We start from the raw sequence: 19,879 nt of genomic DNA, 5'->3' as shown, positions 1-19,879 counted from the left end.
TGTCACGGGGAACGCCTATGCGTATTCTGATCGTCGATGATCATCCCATCGTCGCCTCCGGCTGCCGCGCCGTGCTGGCCGACGAGGGCGAGATCGAGATTTTGGAGGCCGCCGACGCCGAGGACGGCGAGTGCGTCTTCATCGTCGAACGTCCCGACCTCTGCATCATCGACATCAATTTGCCGACCGTCTCCGGATTCGAGCTTGCCCGCCGCATCCTCGAGCGCGCGCCCGAAGCCCGCATCATCATGTTCAGCATGAACGACGACCCGGCCTTCGCCGCGCGCGCTATCGAATGCGGCGCCAAGGGCTACGTCTCCAAGACCGGCGACCCCGACGACCTCGTCGAGGCGATCCGCGCCGTCGGCGGCGGCGGCACGTACTTGCCGAGCGCGATCGCGCGCAGCATCGCGTTCGCCGGACCGACACTGGCGCAAAGCCCGCTGTCGAAGCTGAACGCGCGCGAGATGGAGATCCTGCGGCTGCTCAGCGCCGGAAAGAGCCTGTCGGAGATCGCCTGGCTGGTGCAGTCGTCGTACAAGACGGTCGCCAACACCTCCTCCATCATGCGCCAGAAGCTCGGCGTGAAGACCTCGGTCGAGCTGGTGCGGCTGGCGATCGACAGCGGTGTCGCCTGACGCACGGGGCGCCGCCACAAATTCGGTCACACAAGCGTTGCAATGTTGATGTGGTGAGATGCCACGGAGCTAAGGCATGACGATTCAGACTGTCTCGACCAACAAATCCTACGGCGGCGTGCAGGGCGTGTACCGCCATGCGAGCCAGGCGACCGGAACCGACATGGTGTTCTCGGTCTATGTTCCCCCGCATGCCGAAGGCGCGAAGCTGCCCGTGGTCTGGTATCTGTCCGGCCTCACCTGCACGCATGCCAACGTCACCGAGAAGGGCGAATTCCGCAAGGCCTGTGCCGAGCTCGGCCTGATCTTCGTCGCACCCGACACCTCACCCCGCGGCCCCGACGTGCCAGGCGATGCCAATAACGCGTATGATTTCGGCCTTGGGGCCGGCTTCTATGTCGACGCCACGCAGGAGCCGTTCGCGCGCAATTATCGGATGTGGAGCTACGTGACAGACGAGCTGCCCAAGCTCGTGGCGGGAAATTTTCCCGTCGATGCCAAACGGCAATCGATCATGGGCCATTCGATGGGCGGTCACGGTGCGCTGACGGTGGCGCTGCGCAACCCGCACCGCTATCGCGCGGCAAGCGCGTTCGCGCCGATCGTTGCGCCCTCGCTTGTGCCCTGGGGCATTAAGGCGCTGACCGGCTATCTCGGACCGAACAAGGAGGCCTGGCGCAGCCACGACACGGTGGCGCTGATCGAGGACGGCGCGAAGTTCTCCGGCTTCCTGGTCGATGTCGGCGAAGCCGACAACTTCCTGAAGGAGCAGCTCAAGCCGGAGCTGCTCGAAGCCGCCTGCACCAGGGCGGGCATCCCGCTGACGCTGCGGCGACAGGCGGGCTATGACCATAGCTATTATTTCATCTCGACCTTCATGGGCGATCACCTGCACTGGCATGCGGAGAAGCTGAAGGGGTGATTGCTTCCCCCTCGCCCCGCTTGCGGGGAGAGGGTCGGGGTGAGGGGGCTCTCCGCGCAGACGGTCGCAGTTGGGCTCGCGGAGAGCCCCCTCACCCGGAATTTGCTGTCGCAAATTCCGGCCTCTCCCCGCGCGCGGGGAGAGGCGAAAAGACACGCCCTACTCCGGCCTGCCGTAATTCGGTGCGAGCAAGCGGTTGCGGATCAGATAACTCATCGTGCGCGTCCAGGATTCATCGGTGTTGCCGCGCATGTCGGCGCTCGCCGCGGTGATCATGGCGCCTGTCTTCACGTCGCGCAGATAGACGTTGAGATTGATGATCAGGTTCGAGACCTTCTGCACCATGCCGGTGATCTCGAGGTCTGCTCCGAGCTGGGCGGCGAGCTTGAGATCGCAGCCGCCGCAGGCCTGTAAATTGGCGTGACGGGCCGCGTCCCTGACCGGCGCGATGTCCAGCACCTGGAACCTGCCGGAATCGGTCAATTCCTTACGGAGCTGCTCGCTGATGCGCAGGAGCCGCGCCTCTTCGGGCCTGGAGCCGTAGAACTCCCCAGGCAGGCTGGTGTCGATCAGCTCGAAATCGAACACGGCCAGCTTCGGCGGGTCGGCGCGCGCGACCGAAGGCGTCAACAGCAAAGCGGCGATCATCATCGATGTTCGCATGATCGTGATTCCGGACGTGGCGCGCGCGCGGACGAAATGCGGGGTTGCATGGCCTGACAAATTGGTCATGCTTGAAGCAGAGACAATTCTTCACCTGCGGTCAAGCCGGGGAGATCGTCCGGAGGAAACATGATCCGATGGTTGGCCGGTCTGATCGGCTTTGGTCTTGCTGCGACGAGCGCGCTCGCGGCGGAGCCTGCCCTGATCGGCGTCGGCTATCTCGGCGTCGCGGCTCCCCGATCGACGCTGTCGCTGATCGCGCAGCCCGCGGAGAATGACGGCGTCGCCGGCGCGCGCCTCGCGATCGACGACAACAACACCACCGGAAAATTCCTCGGCCAGCGGTTCGCGCTGGAAGAGCGCCGCGTCAAGGAAGGCGAGGACCCGGTGCAGGCCGCGACCGCGCTGGCAGAGAAGAACGGCTTCATCATCACCGACCTGCCGGCCGATGCGCTGCTGAAAGTCTCGGATGCCTTGCGCGACCGTGGCACGCTGCTGTTCAATGCGGGGGCGATCGACGAGCGGCTGCGCGAGGCCGATTGCCGCGCCAACGTGATCCACACCGCGCCGACGCGCGCCATGCTGGCCGATGCGCTCGGGCAATATCTGGTGTGGAAGAAGTGGTCCCGCTGGCTGCTGGTGGTCGGCTCGCACGACGAGGACAAGCTGTTCGCGGACGCGCTCCGGCGCACCGCCGCACGCTTCGGCGCCAAGATCGTGCAGGAGAAGACCTTCGAAGACAAAGGCGGCGCGCGGCGTACCGACAGCGGCGTCACGCTGATCCAGCGCCAGATGCCGGTGTTCACACAAGGCGCGCCGGCCTACGACGTGCTGGTCGCCGCCGACGAAAGCGAAGTGTTCGGCGGCTACCTGCCCTATCGCACCTGGGATCCGCGGCCGGTCGCGGGCTCAGCCGGACTCGTGCCGCGCAGCTGGGACGCATCGCAGGACCAGTGGGGCGCGATCCAGATGCAGAACCGTTTCGTCAAGCTCAACTCGCGGCGCATGACGGCGCTCGACATGCAGGCCTGGACCGCGGTGCGCATGATCGGCGAAGCCACCTCACGCACCAATTCAGGCGACGTCAAGAAGGTCACGGACTTCATCAAGGGCCCGGACTTCTCGGTCGCCGCCTTCAAGGGCACGCGATTGACCCTGCGCGACTGGAATTTGCAGCTGCGCCAGCCGATCCTCTTGGTCGACGGTCGCATGGTGGTGTCGGTCTCGCCGCAGGAGGGGTTTCTGCACCAGGTCTCCGAGCTCGATACGCTCGGCTATGATCGTCCGGAGAGCAAATGCAAGTTGAAGTGAGCGATTTGAGATGAGATCAAGCTGGCACCGTGACGATGCTGCGCCCCTTCCCCCGCTTGCGGGGGAAGGCATCTCCACAAGCGATAGCCCCCAAGAGGAGAGAGCCCTCTCCCGCATCGCATTTTGCGATGCGATGCGACCTCCCCCGCAAGCGGGGGAGGTGAAGACAGCCCGCGGACAGATGTCGCGCATCCTCGCAACGCCGTTGCTGGTCGCCCTCGGACTGGCGGCAGCGCCCGCGCATGCCTTCATTGCCTATGTCTCGAACGAGAAGAGCAATACGGTAACGGTGATCGACACCGACAGCTGGACCGTGACCAAGACCATCAAGGTCGGCCAGCGCCCCCGCGGCATCGATTTGACGCGCGACGGCAAGTTCGTGCTGGTCGCGGTCGGCGACGACGACACCATCCAGATGATCGACGCCAAGACGCAGAGCGTCGTGGACAGCCTGCCCTCGGGCCCCGACCCGGAATTGTTCGCCCAGGATGCGGCCGGCAAGACTCTCTATGTCGCCAACGAGAACGACAACACGGTGACCGTGATCGACCTCGAAAAGCGTGCCCGGCTCGGCGACATCCAGGTCGGCGTCGAGCCCGAGGGCATGACCATCAGTCCCGACGGCAAGACGCTGATCAACACGTCGGAAACGACCAACATGGCGCATTTCATCGACACCGCTTCGCGCCAGATCGTCGCCAACGTGCTGGTCGACGCCCGGCCGCGCTTTGCCGAGTTCAAGCACGATTCGTCCGAAGTGTGGGTCTCCTCCGAGATCGGCGGCACCGTCTCGATCATCGATCCCGGGAAGCACGAAGTGATCGGCAAGGTCACGTTCGAGATTCCGGGCCTGCGGAAAGAGGCGATCCAGCCTGTCGGCATCGGCATGACCAAGGACGACAAGACCGCCTTCGTCGCGCTCGGACCGGCCAACCGCATCGCCGTGGTCGATGTCGCCTCGCGCAAGGTGACCAAATACCTGCTGGTCGGGCAGCGGGTCTGGCACATGGCGTTCACGCCCGACGAAAAATATCTGCTCACCACCAACGGCGTCTCGAACGACGTCTCCGTCATCGACGTCGCCGCGCAGAAGGTGATCAAGACCATTCAGGTGGGCGAACTGCCCTGGGGCATCACGATCGCGCCATGACCAGCCCTGCCCCGATTCCCGAACCACAGGAGACGCCGAGGCCAGCAGCGGCCACGGCGCCGGCGCTGTCGATCGACGGCGTCAGCCATGCCTATGGGCCGCGCCGGGCGTTGATCGACGTCTCCTTCCATGTGCAGCCGGCAAGCTTTACCGCCCTGCTCGGCCTTAACGGTGCCGGCAAGAGCACGCTGTTCTCGCTCATCACGCGCCTGTTCGGCATCCAGTCCGGCCGCGTCGGGATCTTCGGTCATGACATCAGCAAGAGCCCCGGCGAGGCGCTGCGGCTGCTGGGCGTCGTGTTCCAGCCGCGCACGCTCGACCTCGACCTGTCGCTGACGCAGAACCTGCTCTATCACGCCGCGCTCCACGGCATCGGCCGGAGCGACGCCGCAGCGCGCAGCGCCGAGCTGCTTGGCCGCATCGGGCTCGAAGAGCGCGCCGGCAGCAAGGTGCGCGATCTCTCGGGCGGACAGATGCGGCGGCTGGAGATCGCGCGGGCGCTGCTGCACCGGCCGCGGCTATTGTTGCTCGACGAGCCGACGGTCGGCCTCGATGTCAAGGCGCGCGCCGACATCATTGGCCAGGTCCGCCAGCTCGTCACGGAACAAGGCATCGGCGTGCTCTGGGCTACGCACCTGTTCGACGAGATCATGCCCAGCGACGACCTCGTGGTGCTGCACCAGGGCAAGGTGCTGGCGCGGGGGCCGGTGAGCCGCGTCGTCACCGAGGCCGGCGCACAGGACGTCAACACCGCCTTCATGCGCTTGACCGGCGCGCAGACCATGCCGGGAGGCGGCGCATGAGCAGCATCGCGACGCGCGAGGCCACGCGCGGCTTCTCATTTGCCGAGTACATGACCTGTCTCACCGGCATCGTCTGGCGCGAAGGCCTGCGCTTCCTGCATCAGCGCGAGCGCTTCGTCTCGGCGCTGGTGCGGCCGCTGGTGTGGCTGTTCATCTTCGCCGCCGGCTTCCGCCAGGTGCTCGGCATCTCCATCATCCCGCCCTACGAGACCTACATCCTCTACGAGGTCTATATCGCGCCCGGGCTGATGGCGATGATCCAGCTCTTCAACGGCATGCAATCCTCGCTGTCGATGGTCTACGACCGCGAGATGGGCAACATGCGCACGCTGCTGGTGAGCCCGCTGCCGCGCGGCTTCCTGCTGTTCTGCAAGCTGCTGGCGGGGACCGCGGTGTCGCTGCTCCAGGTCTATGCGTTCCTTCTGATCGCCTGGTTCTGGGACATCACCCCGCCGTCATCGGGTTATCTCACCGTGCTGCCGGCGCTGATCCTGTCCGGGCTGATGCTGGGCTCGCTCGGCATGCTGATCTCCTCCGGCATCAAGCAGCTGGAGAACTTCGCCGGGGTCATGAATTTTGTCATTTTCCCGATGTTCTTCGCCTCCTCCGCGCTCTATCCGCTCTGGCGGGTGCGGGAGGGCAGTCCCTATCTGTACTATCTCTGCGAGGCCAACCCGTTCACTCATGCGGTCGAGCTGATACGTTTTGCACTCTACGGGCAAATCAACTGGATCTCGCTGGCCGTGGTCGCGGCTTGCACAATCGTCTTCATGATCGGCGCAATTCTGGCCTATGATCCCTCGCGTGGACTGGCGCGACGGGGGCCCGCAGGAGGCGAAGGATGAAGGTTCTGGCGATCGCTGCTCTGGCGCTCGCGCTGTCGGGCACGGCCGCCCGCGCCGCCGATCCGCGCTACCCCAACTGGCCGTGCACGCAGGCCAAGGTGCCGGAGATCTCGCTCGCCGCCGTCTGGGCCGGCCCCGCCCTCGACGACGCCGAGACCAGGTGGAAGAACGACACGAAAATCACCGCGCTGGTCGCAAGACTGTCGGCGCGCAAGACGCCGATTGACGAGGCCGAAAAGTTGGTGAAGGACTTCCTGGCTGCCTCTTCCGCCGACAAGACCACCAACGCAAAGCTGCTGTTCGCCGGCCTGTTCGAGACGCTCAACGCCCAGCGTTCGCAGGTCATGAACGGGCTCGAACGCGTCAGCCGCAAGCAGCGCGAGGCCGCCGACAAGATCCGTGAGGAGGCAATTCAGCTCCAGGCGCTTCAGAGCGCCACGCCGCGTGACGAGGCCAAGGTCGAGGCGCTCAGCAACGAGCTGATCTGGAAGACCCGCATCTTCGAGGACCGCAACAAGGTCGTGCGGTTCGTCTGCGAGGTTCCAACCGCGATCGACCAGCGCCTGTTCGCGCTCGGCCGCGTGATTCAGCAGGAGATGGAATAGCGTCAGCTTCCTGACGGCGTCGGAAGTTCCCGCGATAGCGACACCATCGTTAACCTTTGCCCCGGCTATCCGCCGGAACCAAATCGATCTAGGATGGCTTGTCGAAGTGAACTCCAGGATGTCGGGAGGCCTCGATGGGAACCACCAAATTTATCTGGGCGGGTGCTGCGGCCCTCAGCCTGCTCGCAACCAGCGCTCTTGCTGACGACATGACCGGCATGGTGATGCGGATCGATCGGCTCAACGGCACGATCTCGATCCAGCAGACGCAAAAGGGCACGGTCGGCGCCAGCACAGGGAGTGCCGGCGCGCTCCAGGAGTTCAAGGCCAAGGACGCCGCGATGCTGGACGCCGTTCATGCCGGCGACAGGGTGAACTATTCTGCAACTGAAACGAACGGCACCGGCACTCTGACGAAGCTGCAGAAGCAGTAGCGCCTGCTTCGCCTCGCTTGCGGGGTGAGGCAGCAGACCTGCGTTCACGCTCCTATTGCTCCGGCCGCGGTTCCGGCTGCGCCTCTTCCGTCGGAAGCCTGGCGCGCTCCCAGCCGTCGGTGCCGTCGGGGTACCAGGCGATGTTGGAATAGCCATAGGCCAGCGCGCGTTTGGCGGCGTTCCAGGACATCCAGCAATCGGCCAGGCAGTAGATCACCAGCAGCGCGGCCTTGTCGCCGCCCGAGACATGAGCGAGCCCGCGCTGGAAATAATCATCCATCGCCGGCGGCAGAGATCCGTAGCCGGTATCCGGCAGCCAGACGCTGCCCGGAATGTTCCTGTGCAGCGCATCACGCCACACCGTGCCTTCCGGAAGGTTCTTCGGCTTCGGCGGGCGCGGCAGCACGTCGACGAACGCACCGCTCTTCGCCCGCCAGATCGCTTCGGCTTCCGCCGTGGTGAGCACGCGCGCGCCGGCCAGCGTCGCCGGCACCGGCGCGCGATAATTGTCGGCGCGATAATTCTCGGGCTCGAACGGCTCCTGCTGCTGCGCCAGAGCCGGCGCCGCCAGCGCGGCAGCGACGAGCGCAACGGCGGGAAGCCGCCTCATGGCGACTTCTTGGCCGTCTCCGCATTGATCGGCCGATCGCTCTCGTCGAGCAACGGTACGCCGAAGTCGATCAGGATCTTGTTGATCTCGCCCTGGTTCTCCTGGATCAGCTTGTTGAGCTGTCGCTTCCAGTTCTGGTCGGCGGGACGTACGCCCATGCCGATACGGTAGACCAGCTTCGGCCCTGTGGTCTCCTTCACCAGCGGCGTGACATGAAGCGCGCCGACCTTCTTCGCGTAGTAGCCGGCCATGGGACCCCACAGCACGCCGGCGTCGATCTTGCCGGCGGCGAGGTCGTCGATCATGGCCTGCGCCGAATTCTCGTAGCGCGTGTCGATCACCAGCGGATAGGGCTTCGCATCGCCCATCAGGCCGGCAATGGCCATGTTGGTCGCCGGCGGCGTTCCGGCGACGATGCCGACATGCTTGCCCTTCAGCTTCGGGTCCTCGAGCGTGTCCACGTCCTCGAGCCCGCTGCCGGTCTTGGCGACCAGCGCATAGGTCGTGCGGTAATAGGAATTGGTGCCCTGCACGACATCGTCGCCCTGCGGAAAGCCCATGATGACATCGCAGCGATGCGCCCCCAGCGTCATCCGCACGAAGCCCGTGGCCTGCGGGAAGAAGACGTAGTCGAGTTTCTTCTTGAGCCTGTCTGCAAACAGCTCGGCCAGCTTGTTCTCGAACCCCTCGCCCTTTTCGTTCGAGAACGGCAGATTGCGTGGATCGGCACAGACGCGCAGCACGTTCGGGTCGACCAGCTCGAACGAGAGGTCGCCGCTGTCACTGGTCTGCGCGATGGCGACCTCGCCGAGCGCGCAGGAAGCAATCACGACCCGCAGTGAAAACAACCAGCGACGATGTCGTCCGGCCTTCGTCATCGCGCTTCCTCCTTGTTTTGTTTGAATGCTATCCATGCAACGCATGACGCGCCATGTTTTGCCAGACTTTGCTGGCTTTGCTTTGTTGCAGTGCAATGCAGCCAATCCTTTGAACTGAGGCGGAAAAGTGTCTCGCATCGCTCGAGTGATCGCAGCCTTGTCCCTGCTGGGGACAGCAACGCTAGCACGGGCCGGGGCGGCCGAATTGCCTGTGAGCGAAGTCGCGCCGGGAATCTTCGTACACTCCGGGGCCATTGCCCTGATGACCCGTGAGAACGAGGGCGACATCGCCAATGTCGGCTTCATCGTGGGCGATGATGCCGTGGCTGTCATCGACACGGGCGGCAGCTTGCGCGAAGGCGAGGCCCTGCTGTCGGCCGTGCGGGCCCGTACGCCCAAGCCGATCCGCTATGTCATCAACACCCACGGCCACCCCGACCATGTCTTCGGCAATGCGGCCTTCGCCGCCACAGACACGACCTTCGTCGGCCACAGCAAGCTGCCCCAGGCGCTCGCGACGCGCGGACCCCACTATCTCGACAATTTTCGCCGCATCATGGGCAGCGCGTTGATCGATCCCGTGAAGATCATTGCTCCAACCCTCCTGGTCTCAGACACGATGACGCTCGATCTCGGATCGCGTCGCCTGACCTTGCGCGCCTGGCGGGCCGGGCATAGCGACAACGACGTCACCGTGTACGACGAGACGAGCAAGACCCTGTTTGCGGGCGACCTCGTCTTTCTCCGCCACATTCCGGTCATGGACGGCAGCATCCGCGGTTGGCTCAAGACGTTGAAGGAGTTGGAAGCCATTCCAGCGCAGCGCGTCGTTCCCGGTCACGGACCCGTGAGCGACTGGCCTGCTGCGTTGACCGATGAACGGCGTTACCTGTCAACGCTGCTGTCCGACGTTCGCGCGCTGAACAAGAACGGCGAGCCGATCCGGGCCGCTGCCGACAAGGCGGCCGCCGAGGAGCGACCGCGCTGGGAGCTGTTCGGCGATTACAACGCCCGGAACGCGACTGCAGCATTCTCGGAAATTGAATGGGAGTAGCCGGCGCGCTAGGATAAGCAAGAGTTCAGCTTCGCTGACTCCGGGGACGAGATCAGCTTCGCTGACTCGGAGGACCACGACCATGACGCGATGCACACGCCGCCTGCCCCTGATCGCCGCACTGCTCGGTCTCGCCTTTGCTGTGCCGGTGCAGGCCGAAGAAGCCTACGATCCCTGGCCGGGCCTGGTGCAGGACATCTTCAATGGCCGTCCGATGAATGACGGCAGTGCCGTCATCGGCATCGAGATGCCGTATCGCGCCGAGGACGCGGCGATCGTGCCGGTGACCCTGCGCAGCAAGCTGTCGCCCGCAGACAGCCGCCGGATCCGTTCGATCACGCTCGTGATCGACCGTAACCCGGCGCCGATGGCGGCGAAGTTCGAGCTCGGCGCCGATGCCAATGTCAGCGAGATCTCGACGCGCGTGCGTATCAACAATTACACCGACGTCCATGCGGTGGCCGAGCTCAGCGACGGCCAGCTCTATGTCTCGAAAGTCTATGTGAAGGCCTCCGGCGGCTGCTCGGCGCCGGCGGGAAAGAATGTCGAGGAAGCCAACAGCCGGCTCGGCAAGATGCGCTACCGGCAATTCGCGCGCGAGGAGGCGCCGGCGAGCCGCGTCCGCGAAGCGCAGATCATGATCGGCCATCCCAACAATTCCGGCCTGCAGATGGACCAGGTCACGCAGCTTTATATTCCCGCCTTCTTCATCAACCAGTTGAAGCTGACGCAGGACGACAGCCCCGTGCTGTCGATGGAAGGCGGCATCTCGATCTCGGAAGATCCCAACCTGCGCTTCACCTATGTCTCCAACGGCGCCAAGCGTTTCCGTGCGGAAGCCAGGGACACCGAGGGACACGTGTTCCGCAACGAGTGGGATGTCGAGAAGCCGGGGACGTAGGTCCCTCACCCGTCATGGCCGGCTTGTCCCGGCCATCCACGTACTTCGCGCCTCACCACAAGAACGTGGATGCCCGGGACAAGCCCGGGCATGACGAATGCGGTTGGTTGCTGCACCGTCAAAAACACCTCACCTCGGCTTCCGCCTGCGCCCGCCGCAGATCGTTCACTGCCGTGTTGGCCTGCTCCGAGGTGCGGAACTGGACGCCGAGATTGCCGCGGACCTGCGACATGCTGAGCGCGGTCTCCGCGGTAACATAGCGCTCATAGGGGACGATCGAGGCCACCACGTCGATCGAGCAGGAACATTGCTCGATCGACTGCCGGCTCTCGCCATTGGCCTTCATGCAGCCATAGACGTACTCCGCGCGCGCCGACGTCGGATAATCGTTGGCGTCCTCGGCCCGCGCCACGCACGCCGTCGCCGCCAGCACCGTCAATGCGGCGACAATCGGTCGTAGCTGTCCGGCCAGTTTCATGCGCATCCTCCCGCTGGTTGCGATCAAAGCTATGCTATGCGTATTGTCCTGAAAAGCACTCTGTCAGAGGAAACGGCTCACAAGGTGATGAGAGCACTTGGCCTGATAAGGGCACTTGGTCGACCATTGGCGCTCGCGACGACGCTGGCGCTGACGCTGGCCGCACCCGGCCGCGCCGCGGAGACGATCCGCCTTGCGGTGCAGAAAACCGGAACATTCTCCTGGGAGCTGGCCGCGATCCGCGCGAACGGGCTCGACAAGGAAGCGGGCCTCGCGCTGGAGGTCACCGAACTCGCAAGCACCGAGGCCGGCAAGATCGCGATGCGCGCAGGCAGTGCCGACATCATCCTGTCGGACTGGCTGTGGGTGTCGCGCGAGCGCGCGCTCGGTGCCAAGCTCACCTTCTATCCCTACTCCAGTGCGCTCGGCGCGGTGATGGTGCCGTCCTCATCGCCGATCAAGTCGCTTGCCGACTTGAAGGGCCGCAAGCTCGCCGTCGCGGGCGGGGCCATCGACAAGAGCTGGCTGCTGCTGCAGGCGCGCATGAAGCAGGATGGCATCGACCTGAAGTCGGAGGCGACCATCGCCTATGGCGCCCCGCCCCTGATCGCCGCCAAGGCGCTCGACGGCGAGATGGAGGCGAGCCTCAACTTCTGGAATTTCTGTGCCCAGCTCGAAGCCAAGGGTTTTAGGCGCCTCGCCGGCATCGAAGACATTTTACCGAAGCTGGGTGCCAAGGGCGCCGTCTCCGCGGTCGGTTACGTCTTCGACGAGAATTGGGCCGCGAGCCATCGCGACGCCGTGGCGCGCTTCATCGCCATGACCCGCAAGGCCAAGCAATTGCTGGTCACCTCGGATGCGGCCTGGGACAAGATCGCGACGCTGACCGGCACGAGCGATGTCACCCTGCTCAAGACCTATCGCGAGCGCTATCGCGACGGTATTCCGCACCGGAGCATCGCTGAGGAGGAACAGGACGCGCGCGTGCTGTATCGCGTGCTGGCCGAGATCGGTGGCCGCGACCTCGTCGGCCCCGCGGCCGAGCTCGATCCCGGCACGTTCTACCACGCCGTGCCTGGAGACTGAGGTGCTGCGTCTTCTGTCGTTCGCCCTGTTCCTCGTGTCCTGGTGGATTGCCGCGCTGTTCGTCGGCGGCGCGAAGCTGCCGTCCCCGCCGGCCGTGCTCGAGGTGATGATTGCGGAAGCCTCGTCCGGCGCGCTGTTCCTGCATCTCGGCGCCACGCTGGCGCGCGTCGCGCTCGCCTTCGTGCTGGCGATGTCGCTCGGCAGCGCCATCGGATACCTGATGGGACGGGTCAGGCTCGCCGACCGGCTCGGCGATCCCTGGCTGATCCTGCTGCTCAACCTGCCCGCGCTGGTCGTGATCGTGCTGGCCTATATCTGGGCCGGCCTGACCGAGACTGCCGCGATCGCGGCGATCGCCATCAACAAGCTGCCGACCGCCGTCGTCACCCTGCGCGAGGGCACCCGCGCGCTCGATCGCTCGCTCGACGAGATGGCAAGCGTGTTCGCGATGCCGCGCTGGCGCGCATTCCGCCATGTCGTGCTGCCGCAGCTAGCGCCCTATATCGCGGCCGCCGCCCGCTCCGGACTGTCGCTGGTGTGGAAGATCGTGCTGGTCGCCGAACTGCTCGGACGTCCGAACGGGGTCGGTTTCGAGATCGGCGTCGCCTTCCAGCTGTTCGACACGCCACGGCTGCTGGCCTATTCGCTGACTTTCGCCGCGGTCGTGCTCGTGATCGAAACCTTGCTGGTGCAGCCGTTCGAAGCCCGCACAACACGGTGGCGGCCCCGTGCGGCTTGAGGTCGACATTACGGGCAAGACGTTCACGAGTGCCGCGGGCGGGACCCACGAGGTGCTCGCGCCGCTCAAGTTCGCGCTCTGCCCCGGCGAGGTCGGCGTACTCATCGGTCCGTCCGGCTGCGGCAAGAGCACGATGCTGCGCATCATCCTCGGGCTCGATGGCGATTTCAGGGGCCATATCGCGCGGCCGCCGCGGGCGCGGATCGGAATGGTGTTCCAGGAGCCCCGGCTGCTGCCGTGGCGTTCGGTCGAGCAGAATGTGCGGCTGGCTGCCCCTGATGTGACCGAGCCGAAGCTGTCGGAGCTGTTCAGAATTCTGGAGCTCGAAGCGCATCGCAGCCACTTTCCCGGTGAGTTGTCGCTTGGCCTTGCCCGGCGCGTCGCGCTCGCCCGCGCTTTCGCGGTCGAGCCTGACCTCCTGGTGCTCGACGAACCCCTCGCCTCGCTCGACGACGCCCTCGCCGGCCGCTTGCGCGACGAGATCGCAATGCTGGTGGCGCGACGTCCGGTGATGACGCTGCTCGTGACCCATAGTCTCGACGATGCGATCCGGCTCGGCGACCGGCTGTTCTTCTTGTCGCCGCGTCCCGCGCGGATCGTACAGGAGCTTCCGATCGCCATCCCGCGCGCCGCGCGCAGCGAAGCCGAGATTGCGGCGATGAGGACCGAGCTTGCACGGCGCATCCAGGCGGAACAAGGCGACGTTCACGCCGGGCGGGATGTCTCATAGGCAACCGCACGAGGCCCGTGCTAAATTGGGTCGCAGCGGAGTCTGCTGATGAAGCGAAGGATCGCCCTGACGGCACTTGGCCTTGCTCTGCTCGCGACGACGACGCGCGCGCAGGACATGATGCGCGATCTCGATCTGACGTCACCCGCCATGGTCTCCGCCGAGATGAGCCGGCAGGAGGTCGAGGCCGCGCTGGCCAAAGCGAGCGCCGGCGCCCCCGCCGATCTGACCGGCAAGCGGTTATCGGGGCTCGATCTCAGTGGTCTCGACCTCGCCAACGCAATTCTCCGTACGGCACGGCTCAACAAGACGAAACTCGCCGGTGCCCGGCTCGATGGGGCGATCCTCGATCAGGCGTGGCTGCTGGAGGCAGATCTCACGGGCGCGAGTCTGAAGGGCGCCAATTTGTTCGCGTCACAGATGGCACGTGCTCGCCTCGACGGCGCCGATCTGACTGGTGCGCGCATCACGGCAGATCTCACCGGCGCGAGCATGGTCGGCACGTCGATCGCGGATGCGAATCTCGGTGCCGACATGCGCAACCAGTCGATGGGGCTGATGCGCGCGGTGCTGAGATCCGCCAATATGGAACGGCTGAACGCACGCAACGCCGATTTGTCACGCGTCGACCTTGAATTCGCAGTCCTCAGGGGCGCCGACCTGAGCGGTGCATCGCTGAAAAACGCTCAACTCGGCGGGGCCGATCTGACCGGCGCCATCGTCATCGACGCCGATTTCGACGGCGCCGATCTCGCCTCGGCGAAGCTGATCGCGCCGATCGGCCTTGACCGCGCCAAAAATTTCGACAAGGCAAAGAACCGCGAACGCCTGATCAGGGAATGACGGCGCGCCTGTGGGAGGACTGCTTGATGCGTTGGGTTCTGGCATTGATCGCGTTGTCGACGCTTGCCGGCGACGCCGCCGCGCAGACCAAGGGCAAGGGCGTAAGGCTCTGGAACCTGACGACGGAGACGATCTCCGGTTTCCAGCTCTCACCGGCCGGCAAGACCGACTGGGGCCCGAACCAATGCCTGAACGACAAGGACAAGGAGGTCGACCACGACGAGCGGCTGCGCATCACCGGCGTCGAGCCCGGCCGCTACGATGCCAAGGTCGGCTATCCCAACGGACGCCAATGCGTGGTCCGCGACATCGAGATCAGGGCCGACGCAGTGTTCTCGATCGCCGACAAGGATTTGAAGGACTGCACCAAATAGCTCCCCCTCATGGTGAGGAGCGCGAAGCGCGTCTCGAACCATGAAGGCCCGGCTGATGCAGCTCGGCCCCGATCCTTCGAGACGCCGCTACGCGGCTCTCCAGGATGAGGGGCTACTGCCCGTGACTCGGCCCGATCAACGCCCGCGGCTCACGCCTTGTCGTTCGGGTGCGGATATTCGCAGCGCCACCGCACCGCCTGCCACTTCGGATGCTCGACGACCCATCGCGCGATATAGGGCGGCGCGGCCATCGCGCATTGCCGCGGCGACCCATCATAGCTGAACATCAGATGCTGCTCCTCGCAGGTCGCCGGCGAGAGTACCGCACACACAGTCACCACCAGGTCAATCGGGCTCATGCCGGGATCCTCTCGCAAGGGCGATCAAGATTAGCACGAAAGGTTACGTTCCAAGGAGGGGGAAGTTTCAATACGGCGTGAGGGACGGGGCGTCCCTTCCCCCTCTCCCCGCTTGCGACAGGACAATCGCATATGCGAGCGATCTCGCCTATGGCCATCCTTCGAGACGCCCGCCGTTGGCGGGCCCTCAGGATGAGAACCGGATGCGCGGCACTAGTTCAAGAAGCACCAAAGCTGCTTAGCCTCATCCTGAGGAGACCGCGAAGCGGTCGTCTCGAAGGACGAGGCGCGCGCTCAGGTCCCGCAAAGCGCCATATGCGATGGCCCTGCCGCATGCGGGGAGAGGCGAAGCACGCACGTCTAGAAGTTCACCCCGAACACCATCCGGGCCTGGTGGCGTTCGAAATTGACGAGGTCGAGATTTCCGCCCGATCCGGCCGGACGGCCCCAGGCCTGCGTGCTCCAGCTCAAGGTCAGCCGTGAGCGCTCGGACAATTGGAAATAAGCGGTCGGGCCGACGAACAGGGCCTGGCCGGAAAACTCGCCAAGGCCGATCCCCTCATATTGCCGGAAGTAGCGCAGCTCCCCGCCGAGCAGCACGTTGGACCGCACACGCACCAGGCCGGCCAATGCCGCCCCGACCGTCGAGCTCTTCTCGGACACGCCCGCCACCTCGAAGCGCGCCCATTCCGGTTGGTAGATCAGGTTGAGAGCGCCGATGGCGAAGTTCGGAATGAGTTCGCGGTCGAACGCCAGCGTGAATTCGGTGCCGTACATCCGCCCTTTCGCGCCGCTGGTCTCGTCGATGCGGTCGCCATGGAGCTCGGCGGCGATGGTGAGGCCGAACGGCGCACGCGCGCGGTCGAGCAGGCGGTAGCGCAGATCGAGCGAGCCGCCTTGGAAATTGAACTGGCGGCGGTCGTCGATATCGGGGACGCCGGTGATGTCGTGCAAGCTCGCGGTGCCGCCGACCTCGATGCGGAAGTTCGGCAGCGGCACGACTTCGATTTCGAATTCGTTCTCGAGGGCGCGATATCTGCCGCCGCCCTTGCCGAAGCGTCCCGTGGTCTGGCTCTGGAATTCGCGCTCGCCGGGATTGCCGACATCGGTGCCGATCATGAAGCCGAAGATGTGCTCGGTATCGAAGCCATCCTCGGCATCCACATGCGCCGGTGTCAGCGCGACCGCGCAGGCAGCAATAGTCCAGAAGCTGTTGGCTCTCGCCCGCATTCCCGACACTACCACGGCTTCGACGGCGTTTGCCATTGAAGCCGCGGCAGGTCGTCAGTCTTACTTGCGCGAAGCGCAGGCGTACATGTTGATTTCCATGCCGACCGGCACTTCCACGATCTTCGGAGCTTTCCAAGCCATTCGGGGTCTCCCCAAGGTATTGAGCGCGACATCGCGCGGCGCAAAACCTAGGGCTGCCTCAGATGCAGTTCAAGCCTCGAGTCGCCTGCCGAGCGCGTCTGTGTCGATTCTTCGCGGCTGCATTTCTCTCTCGGACAAAGCCAGTTCTCTCTTGGTCAAGCACGACCTGCGGAAACGCTGGCTGTGCGACGCACCGCGCGTCGAATCGACACGAACGATACCGCGCCGTCAGCAGTCCTTGTCGGCCGTTGCCGAGCCGCTCGGCTTGGCGCCTTCGGCCCGCTGAGCCGCCGTCGGCTCGCTCTGCATTTGCCGCTGCGCATCTTCGGACGACGCCGGCGTTTCGCCGCTGGCACGATTCATCGTGCTGGTCGGCGGATGCTGGCTGGAGTCGCCGGCCGAACCGGACGAGTGCGATTGCGCTGCGCCCACGGTGACCGGACCAGAGCCAGCATCCTTGTCGGTGCTGGCACTGCCCGTGTTGCACGGGCCGGCGACGGCGAGGCCGGCGCTCAGAGTCAGGATCGCGCAGGCGGCAAGAACGGAATGTTTCGTGTTCATCTGCATCTCCTCTTCTCCCGCCGCGCGGCCCCGGCGCCGGGCAGGATATCGCGGAGAGAACAGACCGAGCTGCCCGATGTTCCGAGCGCCGGCTCGCAAAAAGCCGCCCTCACGTTTGTTCCGATTGTCCCGCTCAGCGCAACAATCGCACAAGCGCGCGGCCGGCACGCGAGTTCAGCTCCTTCGCATCCAGCGTTCCATCCTTGTCGGGGTTGGCCGCATTGAAGCGCTGCTCGACAACGGACAGGTATTCGTCGAGCGTCAGTGTCCCGTCGCGGTCGGGATCGGCGGCGGCGAGCTCTTTCGCCGTCAGCCGTCCGCGCAATTCGCGCGCATCGAGCGTGCCGTCGCGATCCGGATCGAGCTTTGCGAATAATCCGGCCGCCGCCTTCTTGACCTCGGCCAGATCGAGCGTGCCGTCGTTGTCGGTATCGAACAATTTGACCGCATTGCCGGAGGCCGGCCACGCCGGACCCGACAACAATGCAATCGAGAGCGCAAGTGCAACTGAGCGACGCGAAATCATCAAGACCTCCAGACAAAGAGCCCCGGTGCGGGACGGGCCAGCAACGAGATAAATCCGCAAGCGGGTCTGATTCAAGTCCGGAATTACAACTTGCGCGCGCCACAACTCACGAATCCCCGCGACTCGGCCAGTCCCCCTGGATCGGAGCTGCGTTGCGGCGCGGAATTTCCCCAGCGTCTCTGCACAAATCGGCCGGTTTCCATGAGGTGACCGGCAATTGCATTCGCCGATATCGGCACGACACTTGCGACTTTCGTATTGACGCGTTTTTGTTTCCGACGGAGTGTTAGTGCCGCAGCGTCAAAAGGCGCGCATATTGGGAGGGACGGATGAAACGCTTTGCGATGGCCGCGGGCCTCGTCATGCTTGCGTCGACGTGTGCAAGTGCACAGACCACCGAGCAACTGGTCAAGGGCGCGACCGACACATCGAATGTTCTCAATTACGGGATGGGCTACCATCTTCAGCGTTTCTCGACGCTGAAACAGATCAACAAGGACACGGTCAAAAATCTCGTCCCGGTCTGGAATTACAGTTTCAATGACGATCGGAGTGAGGAATCCCAGCCCATCGTCTATCAGGGCGTCATCTACGTGACCTCGCACAATGCCACGATGGCCGTCGATGCCAAGACTGGCAAGCAGATCTGGAAGAGCAAGATCGAATATCCGGCGGAGACGCCGCGAATCGTCTGCTGCGGTATCATCAACCGCGGCGTCGCGATTCACGAGGGCAAGTTGTTCCGTACGACGCTCGATGCCCACGTGGTCGCCATCGACGCCAAGAACGGCAAGGAGCTGTGGCGGCAGAAGGCGGCCGACATCAAGGAAGGCTATTCGATGACGGTCGCCCCGCTGGTCGCCGACGGCGTCGTTATCACCGGCATCTCCGGCGCCGAGTTCGGCACGCGCGGCTTCATCGACGGCTGGGAGCCCGCGACGGGTAAGCACCTCTGGCGCACCCATTCGATCCCCTCGCCGGAGGAGCCCGGCGGTGACACCTGGAAGGGTGACACCTGGAAGCTCGGCGGCGGCTCGACCTGGATCACGGGCTCTTACGATCCGGAACTGAACACGATCTATTGGGGCATCGGCAATCCCGGCCCGTTCAATTCTGCGGTCCGGCCCGGTGACAATCTCTACACCTGCTCGGTGCTGGCGCTGGATCCGAAGACCGGCAAGATCAAGTGGCACTACCAGTTCTCGCCGAACAATCCGTTCGACTACGACGCCGTCGCAGAGATGGTGCTCGCCGACATGACGATCGAGGGCAAGCCGACCAAGGCGCTACTGAATGCCAATCGCAACGGCTTCTTCTACGTGCTCGACCGCACCAACGGCAAGCTGCTCGCGGCCAATCCTTACGTCAAGGTGAACTGGGCGACCGGCGTCGACATGAAGACGGGCCGTCCGATCGAGACCGACATTTCCAAGGACGCGCGCGAGGGCAAGAAGGTGACGGTCTATCCGTCCATCCTCGGCGGCAAGAACTGGGAGCCGATGTCGTTCAATCCGCAAACTGGCCTCGCCTATGCCAATACACTCGCCTTCGGCGGCAGGTACAAGACCGAGCCCGTCACCTACAAGCAGGGTGAATGGTATCTCGGCATGGATCTGACCGACCTCTGGGAGTACGGGGACGGGCCGCGCGGTCATCTCAAGGCCATCGATCCCATGACCGGCAAATCGAAGTGGGAAGCGCCGAGCGACATTCCGCGCTTCTCGGGCGTGCTGTCGACCGCGGGCGGCGTCGTGTTCTCGGGCGCCCTGACCGGCGAGTTCGAGGCCTTCGACGCCGACACCGGCAAGAAGCTCTGGCAGTTCCAGACCGGGTCCGGCATCGAGGGGCAGCCGGTGACCTGGCAGCAGGACGGCGTGCAATATGTCGCGGTGACCAGCGGCTACGGCGGCGTCTACTCGCTGTTCTCCGGCGACGAGCGGCTTGCCAAGGTGCCGCCCGGCGGTTCGCTCTGGGTCTTTGCAGTCAAGCAGTAACCAC

The 19,879-nt window shown here is 64.7% G+C and carries 25 protein-coding genes; 16 read left to right on the top strand and 9 right to left on the bottom strand.

The genetic code is table 11. From position 1 onward, the window contains the following. Positions 1-17 precede the first annotated feature (17 nt). On the top strand, positions 18-638 hold the full coding sequence (locus D6B98_RS03900; RefSeq protein WP_018320706.1) for a response regulator: 621 nt from the start codon (positions 18-20) through the stop codon (positions 636-638). Positions 639-714: 76 nt separating this feature from the next. Next, positions 715-1,560 (top strand): S-formylglutathione hydrolase, encoded by an 846-nt coding sequence (gene fghA / locus D6B98_RS03895; protein ID WP_126255592.1) that lies wholly within the window; start codon positions 715-717, stop codon positions 1,558-1,560. Positions 1,561-1,719: 159 nt separating this feature from the next. Here the strand turns inward: fghA and D6B98_RS03890 are convergent, their stop codons facing one another. Beyond that, positions 1,720-2,292, bottom strand: coding sequence for a DUF3280 domain-containing protein (locus D6B98_RS03890; protein ID WP_126255591.1), 573 nt, complete (start codon positions 2,290-2,292; stop codon positions 1,720-1,722). 60 nt (positions 2,293-2,352) lie between these two features. Here D6B98_RS03890 and D6B98_RS03885 point away from each other — a divergent pair, with 60 nt between their 5' ends. The 6 genes from D6B98_RS03885 to D6B98_RS03860 all read left to right on the top strand — a co-directional run bounded on the left by D6B98_RS03885 (position 2,353) and on the right by D6B98_RS03860 (position 7,371). After that, a complete protein-coding gene (locus D6B98_RS03885; RefSeq protein WP_126255590.1) occupies positions 2,353-3,534 on the top strand; it encodes a lanthanide ABC transporter ABC transporter substrate-binding protein PedA1 in 1,182 nt (393 codons plus the stop codon). A 181-nt stretch (positions 3,535-3,715) separates the two neighbouring features. Continuing rightward, a complete protein-coding gene (locus D6B98_RS03880; RefSeq protein WP_164718413.1) occupies positions 3,716-4,684 on the top strand; it encodes a YVTN family beta-propeller repeat protein in 969 nt (322 codons plus the stop codon). Continuing rightward, on the top strand, positions 4,681-5,487 hold the full coding sequence (locus D6B98_RS03875) for a lanthanide ABC transporter ATP-binding protein PedB/LutE (RefSeq protein ID WP_126255588.1): 807 nt from the start codon (positions 4,681-4,683) through the stop codon (positions 5,485-5,487). Before D6B98_RS03880 ends, D6B98_RS03875 begins: the two co-directional genes overlap by 4 nt. Further along, positions 5,484-6,332, top strand: a complete 849-nt coding sequence (locus D6B98_RS03870; RefSeq protein WP_126255587.1) for a lanthanide ABC transporter permease protein PedC — start codon at positions 5,484-5,486, stop codon at positions 6,330-6,332. The genes D6B98_RS03875 and D6B98_RS03870 overlap by 4 nt, the downstream gene beginning before the upstream one ends. Next, the gene (locus tag D6B98_RS03865; protein WP_126255586.1) at positions 6,329-6,937 is read left to right on the top strand and encodes a BAR domain-containing protein; all 609 of its coding nucleotides are present in this window, start codon (positions 6,329-6,331) and stop codon (positions 6,935-6,937) included. Before D6B98_RS03870 ends, D6B98_RS03865 begins: the two co-directional genes overlap by 4 nt. A gap of 134 nt (positions 6,938-7,071) precedes the next feature. Beyond that, complete coding sequence (locus D6B98_RS03860) at positions 7,072-7,371, top strand: copper-binding protein (RefSeq protein ID WP_126255585.1); 300 nt, start codon at positions 7,072-7,074, stop codon at positions 7,369-7,371. A 52-nt stretch (positions 7,372-7,423) separates the two neighbouring features. On the opposite strand, the gene D6B98_RS03855 is transcribed toward D6B98_RS03860, so the two are convergent. After that, on the bottom strand, positions 7,424-7,981 hold the full coding sequence (locus D6B98_RS03855) for a PQQ-dependent catabolism-associated CXXCW motif protein (RefSeq protein WP_126255584.1): 558 nt from the start codon (positions 7,979-7,981) through the stop codon (positions 7,424-7,426). Continuing rightward, positions 7,978-8,859, bottom strand: coding sequence for a substrate-binding domain-containing protein (locus D6B98_RS03850; protein WP_126255583.1), 882 nt, complete (start codon positions 8,857-8,859; stop codon positions 7,978-7,980). The genes D6B98_RS03855 and D6B98_RS03850 overlap by 4 nt, the downstream gene beginning before the upstream one ends. Before the next feature lie 127 nt (positions 8,860-8,986). Here D6B98_RS03850 and D6B98_RS03845 point away from each other — a divergent pair, with 127 nt between their 5' ends. After that, positions 8,987-9,913, top strand: a complete 927-nt coding sequence (locus tag D6B98_RS03845; protein ID WP_126255582.1) for a quinoprotein relay system zinc metallohydrolase 2 — start codon at positions 8,987-8,989, stop codon at positions 9,911-9,913. 82 nt (positions 9,914-9,995) lie between these two features. Next, the gene (locus D6B98_RS03840) at positions 9,996-10,814 is read left to right on the top strand and encodes a quinoprotein dehydrogenase-associated SoxYZ-like carrier (RefSeq protein ID WP_126255581.1); all 819 of its coding nucleotides are present in this window, start codon (positions 9,996-9,998) and stop codon (positions 10,812-10,814) included. A gap of 118 nt (positions 10,815-10,932) precedes the next feature. Here the strand turns inward: D6B98_RS03840 and D6B98_RS03835 are convergent, their stop codons facing one another. Continuing rightward, complete coding sequence (locus D6B98_RS03835; RefSeq protein ID WP_126255580.1) at positions 10,933-11,292, bottom strand: hypothetical protein; 360 nt, start codon at positions 11,290-11,292, stop codon at positions 10,933-10,935. Between the two features lie 87 nt (positions 11,293-11,379). Here D6B98_RS03835 and D6B98_RS03830 point away from each other — a divergent pair, with 87 nt between their 5' ends. Genes D6B98_RS03830 through D6B98_RS03810 form a run of 5 tightly spaced genes read left to right on the top strand, consistent with a single transcriptional unit; the run spans position 11,380 to position 15,064 of the window. Continuing rightward, positions 11,380-12,378: an ABC transporter substrate-binding protein gene (locus D6B98_RS03830; protein WP_164718412.1), complete on the top strand. Its 999-nt coding sequence runs from the start codon at positions 11,380-11,382 to the stop codon at positions 12,376-12,378. A gap of 1 nt (position 12,379) precedes the next feature. Then, the gene (locus tag D6B98_RS03825) at positions 12,380-13,117 is read left to right on the top strand and encodes an ABC transporter permease (protein WP_126255579.1); all 738 of its coding nucleotides are present in this window, start codon (positions 12,380-12,382) and stop codon (positions 13,115-13,117) included. Then, positions 13,107-13,847: an ABC transporter ATP-binding protein gene (locus D6B98_RS03820; protein ID WP_126255578.1), complete on the top strand. Its 741-nt coding sequence runs from the start codon at positions 13,107-13,109 to the stop codon at positions 13,845-13,847. Before D6B98_RS03825 ends, D6B98_RS03820 begins: the two co-directional genes overlap by 11 nt. 48 nt (positions 13,848-13,895) lie before the next feature. Beyond that, a complete protein-coding gene (locus D6B98_RS03815) occupies positions 13,896-14,690 on the top strand; it encodes a pentapeptide repeat-containing protein (RefSeq protein WP_164718359.1) in 795 nt (264 codons plus the stop codon). A 26-nt stretch (positions 14,691-14,716) separates the two neighbouring features. Next, a complete protein-coding gene (locus D6B98_RS03810) occupies positions 14,717-15,064 on the top strand; it encodes a hypothetical protein (protein ID WP_126255576.1) in 348 nt (115 codons plus the stop codon). A 149-nt stretch (positions 15,065-15,213) separates the two neighbouring features. On the opposite strand, the gene D6B98_RS03805 is transcribed toward D6B98_RS03810, so the two are convergent. The 5 genes from D6B98_RS03805 to lanM all read right to left on the bottom strand — a co-directional run bounded on the left by D6B98_RS03805 (position 15,214) and on the right by lanM (position 17,881). Continuing rightward, complete coding sequence (locus tag D6B98_RS03805) at positions 15,214-15,423, bottom strand: hypothetical protein (protein WP_126255575.1); 210 nt, start codon at positions 15,421-15,423, stop codon at positions 15,214-15,216. A 360-nt stretch (positions 15,424-15,783) separates the two neighbouring features. Then, on the bottom strand, positions 15,784-16,689 hold the full coding sequence (locus D6B98_RS03800; protein WP_126255574.1) for a DUF6662 family protein: 906 nt from the start codon (positions 16,687-16,689) through the stop codon (positions 15,784-15,786). A gap of 24 nt (positions 16,690-16,713) precedes the next feature. Further along, positions 16,714-16,794 (bottom strand): pyrroloquinoline quinone precursor peptide PqqA, encoded by an 81-nt coding sequence (gene pqqA, locus D6B98_RS03795; protein ID WP_008562446.1) that lies wholly within the window; start codon positions 16,792-16,794, stop codon positions 16,714-16,716. Between the two features lie 228 nt (positions 16,795-17,022). Then, positions 17,023-17,361, bottom strand: coding sequence for a hypothetical protein (locus D6B98_RS03790; protein WP_126255573.1), 339 nt, complete (start codon positions 17,359-17,361; stop codon positions 17,023-17,025). Positions 17,362-17,488: 127 nt separating this feature from the next. Next, positions 17,489-17,881, bottom strand: a complete 393-nt coding sequence (gene lanM, locus D6B98_RS03785; protein WP_126255572.1) for a lanmodulin LanM — start codon at positions 17,879-17,881, stop codon at positions 17,489-17,491. Positions 17,882-18,210: 329 nt separating this feature from the next. Between lanM and D6B98_RS03780 the strand changes: the two genes are divergently transcribed. Continuing rightward, positions 18,211-19,875 carry a methanol/ethanol family PQQ-dependent dehydrogenase gene (locus D6B98_RS03780; RefSeq protein WP_126255571.1) on the top strand — a complete coding sequence of 555 codons (1,665 nt, stop codon included), beginning with the start codon at positions 18,211-18,213 and terminating at the stop codon, positions 19,873-19,875. The last annotated feature ends 4 nt before the right edge of the window (positions 19,876-19,879 follow it).

It is taken from the genome of Bradyrhizobium sp. LVM 105 (genome assembly GCF_003957705.1).
GTDB lineage: Bacteria > Pseudomonadota > Alphaproteobacteria > Rhizobiales > Xanthobacteraceae > Bradyrhizobium > Bradyrhizobium frederickii.
Note: the sequence above shows the minus strand (reverse complement) of the source record. Positions and strands in the feature narration are given on the sequence as shown.

Excerpts from the sequence above, each read along its gene's own strand:
- pqqA (WP_008562446.1), bottom strand. The coding sequence starts at position 16,794 with ATGGCTTGGAAAGCTCCGAAGATCGTGGAAGTGCCGGTCGGCATGGAA.
- D6B98_RS03830 (WP_164718412.1), top strand. The coding sequence starts at position 11,380 with ATGAGAGCACTTGGCCTGATAAGGGCACTTGGTCGACCATTGGCGCTC.
- D6B98_RS03900 (WP_018320706.1), top strand. The coding sequence starts at position 18 with ATGCGTATTCTGATCGTCGATGATCATCCCATCGTCGCCTCCGGCTGC.
- fghA (WP_126255592.1), top strand. The coding sequence starts at position 715 with ATGACGATTCAGACTGTCTCGACCAACAAATCCTACGGCGGCGTGCAG.
- D6B98_RS03855 (WP_126255584.1), bottom strand. The coding sequence starts at position 7,981 with ATGAGGCGGCTTCCCGCCGTTGCGCTCGTCGCTGCCGCGCTGGCGGCG.
- D6B98_RS03860 (WP_126255585.1), top strand. The coding sequence starts at position 7,072 with ATGGGAACCACCAAATTTATCTGGGCGGGTGCTGCGGCCCTCAGCCTG.
- D6B98_RS03835 (WP_126255580.1), bottom strand. The coding sequence starts at position 11,292 with ATGAAACTGGCCGGACAGCTACGACCGATTGTCGCCGCATTGACGGTG.
- D6B98_RS03865 (WP_126255586.1), top strand. The coding sequence starts at position 6,329 with ATGAAGGTTCTGGCGATCGCTGCTCTGGCGCTCGCGCTGTCGGGCACG.
- D6B98_RS03815 (WP_164718359.1), top strand. The coding sequence starts at position 13,896 with ATGAAGCGAAGGATCGCCCTGACGGCACTTGGCCTTGCTCTGCTCGCG.
- D6B98_RS03885 (WP_126255590.1), top strand. The coding sequence starts at position 2,353 with ATGATCCGATGGTTGGCCGGTCTGATCGGCTTTGGTCTTGCTGCGACG.
- D6B98_RS03810 (WP_126255576.1), top strand. The coding sequence starts at position 14,717 with ATGCGTTGGGTTCTGGCATTGATCGCGTTGTCGACGCTTGCCGGCGAC.
- D6B98_RS03790 (WP_126255573.1), bottom strand. The coding sequence starts at position 17,361 with ATGCAGATGAACACGAAACATTCCGTTCTTGCCGCCTGCGCGATCCTG.
- lanM (WP_126255572.1), bottom strand. The coding sequence starts at position 17,881 with ATGATTTCGCGTCGCTCAGTTGCACTTGCGCTCTCGATTGCATTGTTG.
- D6B98_RS03875 (WP_126255588.1), top strand. The coding sequence starts at position 4,681 with ATGACCAGCCCTGCCCCGATTCCCGAACCACAGGAGACGCCGAGGCCA.
- D6B98_RS03880 (WP_164718413.1), top strand. The coding sequence starts at position 3,716 with ATGTCGCGCATCCTCGCAACGCCGTTGCTGGTCGCCCTCGGACTGGCG.
- D6B98_RS03780 (WP_126255571.1), top strand. The coding sequence starts at position 18,211 with ATGAAACGCTTTGCGATGGCCGCGGGCCTCGTCATGCTTGCGTCGACG.
- D6B98_RS03850 (WP_126255583.1), bottom strand. The coding sequence starts at position 8,859 with ATGACGAAGGCCGGACGACATCGTCGCTGGTTGTTTTCACTGCGGGTC.
- D6B98_RS03840 (WP_126255581.1), top strand. The coding sequence starts at position 9,996 with ATGACGCGATGCACACGCCGCCTGCCCCTGATCGCCGCACTGCTCGGT.
- D6B98_RS03800 (WP_126255574.1), bottom strand. The coding sequence starts at position 16,689 with ATGGCAAACGCCGTCGAAGCCGTGGTAGTGTCGGGAATGCGGGCGAGA.
- D6B98_RS03805 (WP_126255575.1), bottom strand. The coding sequence starts at position 15,423 with ATGAGCCCGATTGACCTGGTGGTGACTGTGTGTGCGGTACTCTCGCCG.
- D6B98_RS03870 (WP_126255587.1), top strand. The coding sequence starts at position 5,484 with ATGAGCAGCATCGCGACGCGCGAGGCCACGCGCGGCTTCTCATTTGCC.
- D6B98_RS03890 (WP_126255591.1), bottom strand. The coding sequence starts at position 2,292 with ATGACCAATTTGTCAGGCCATGCAACCCCGCATTTCGTCCGCGCGCGC.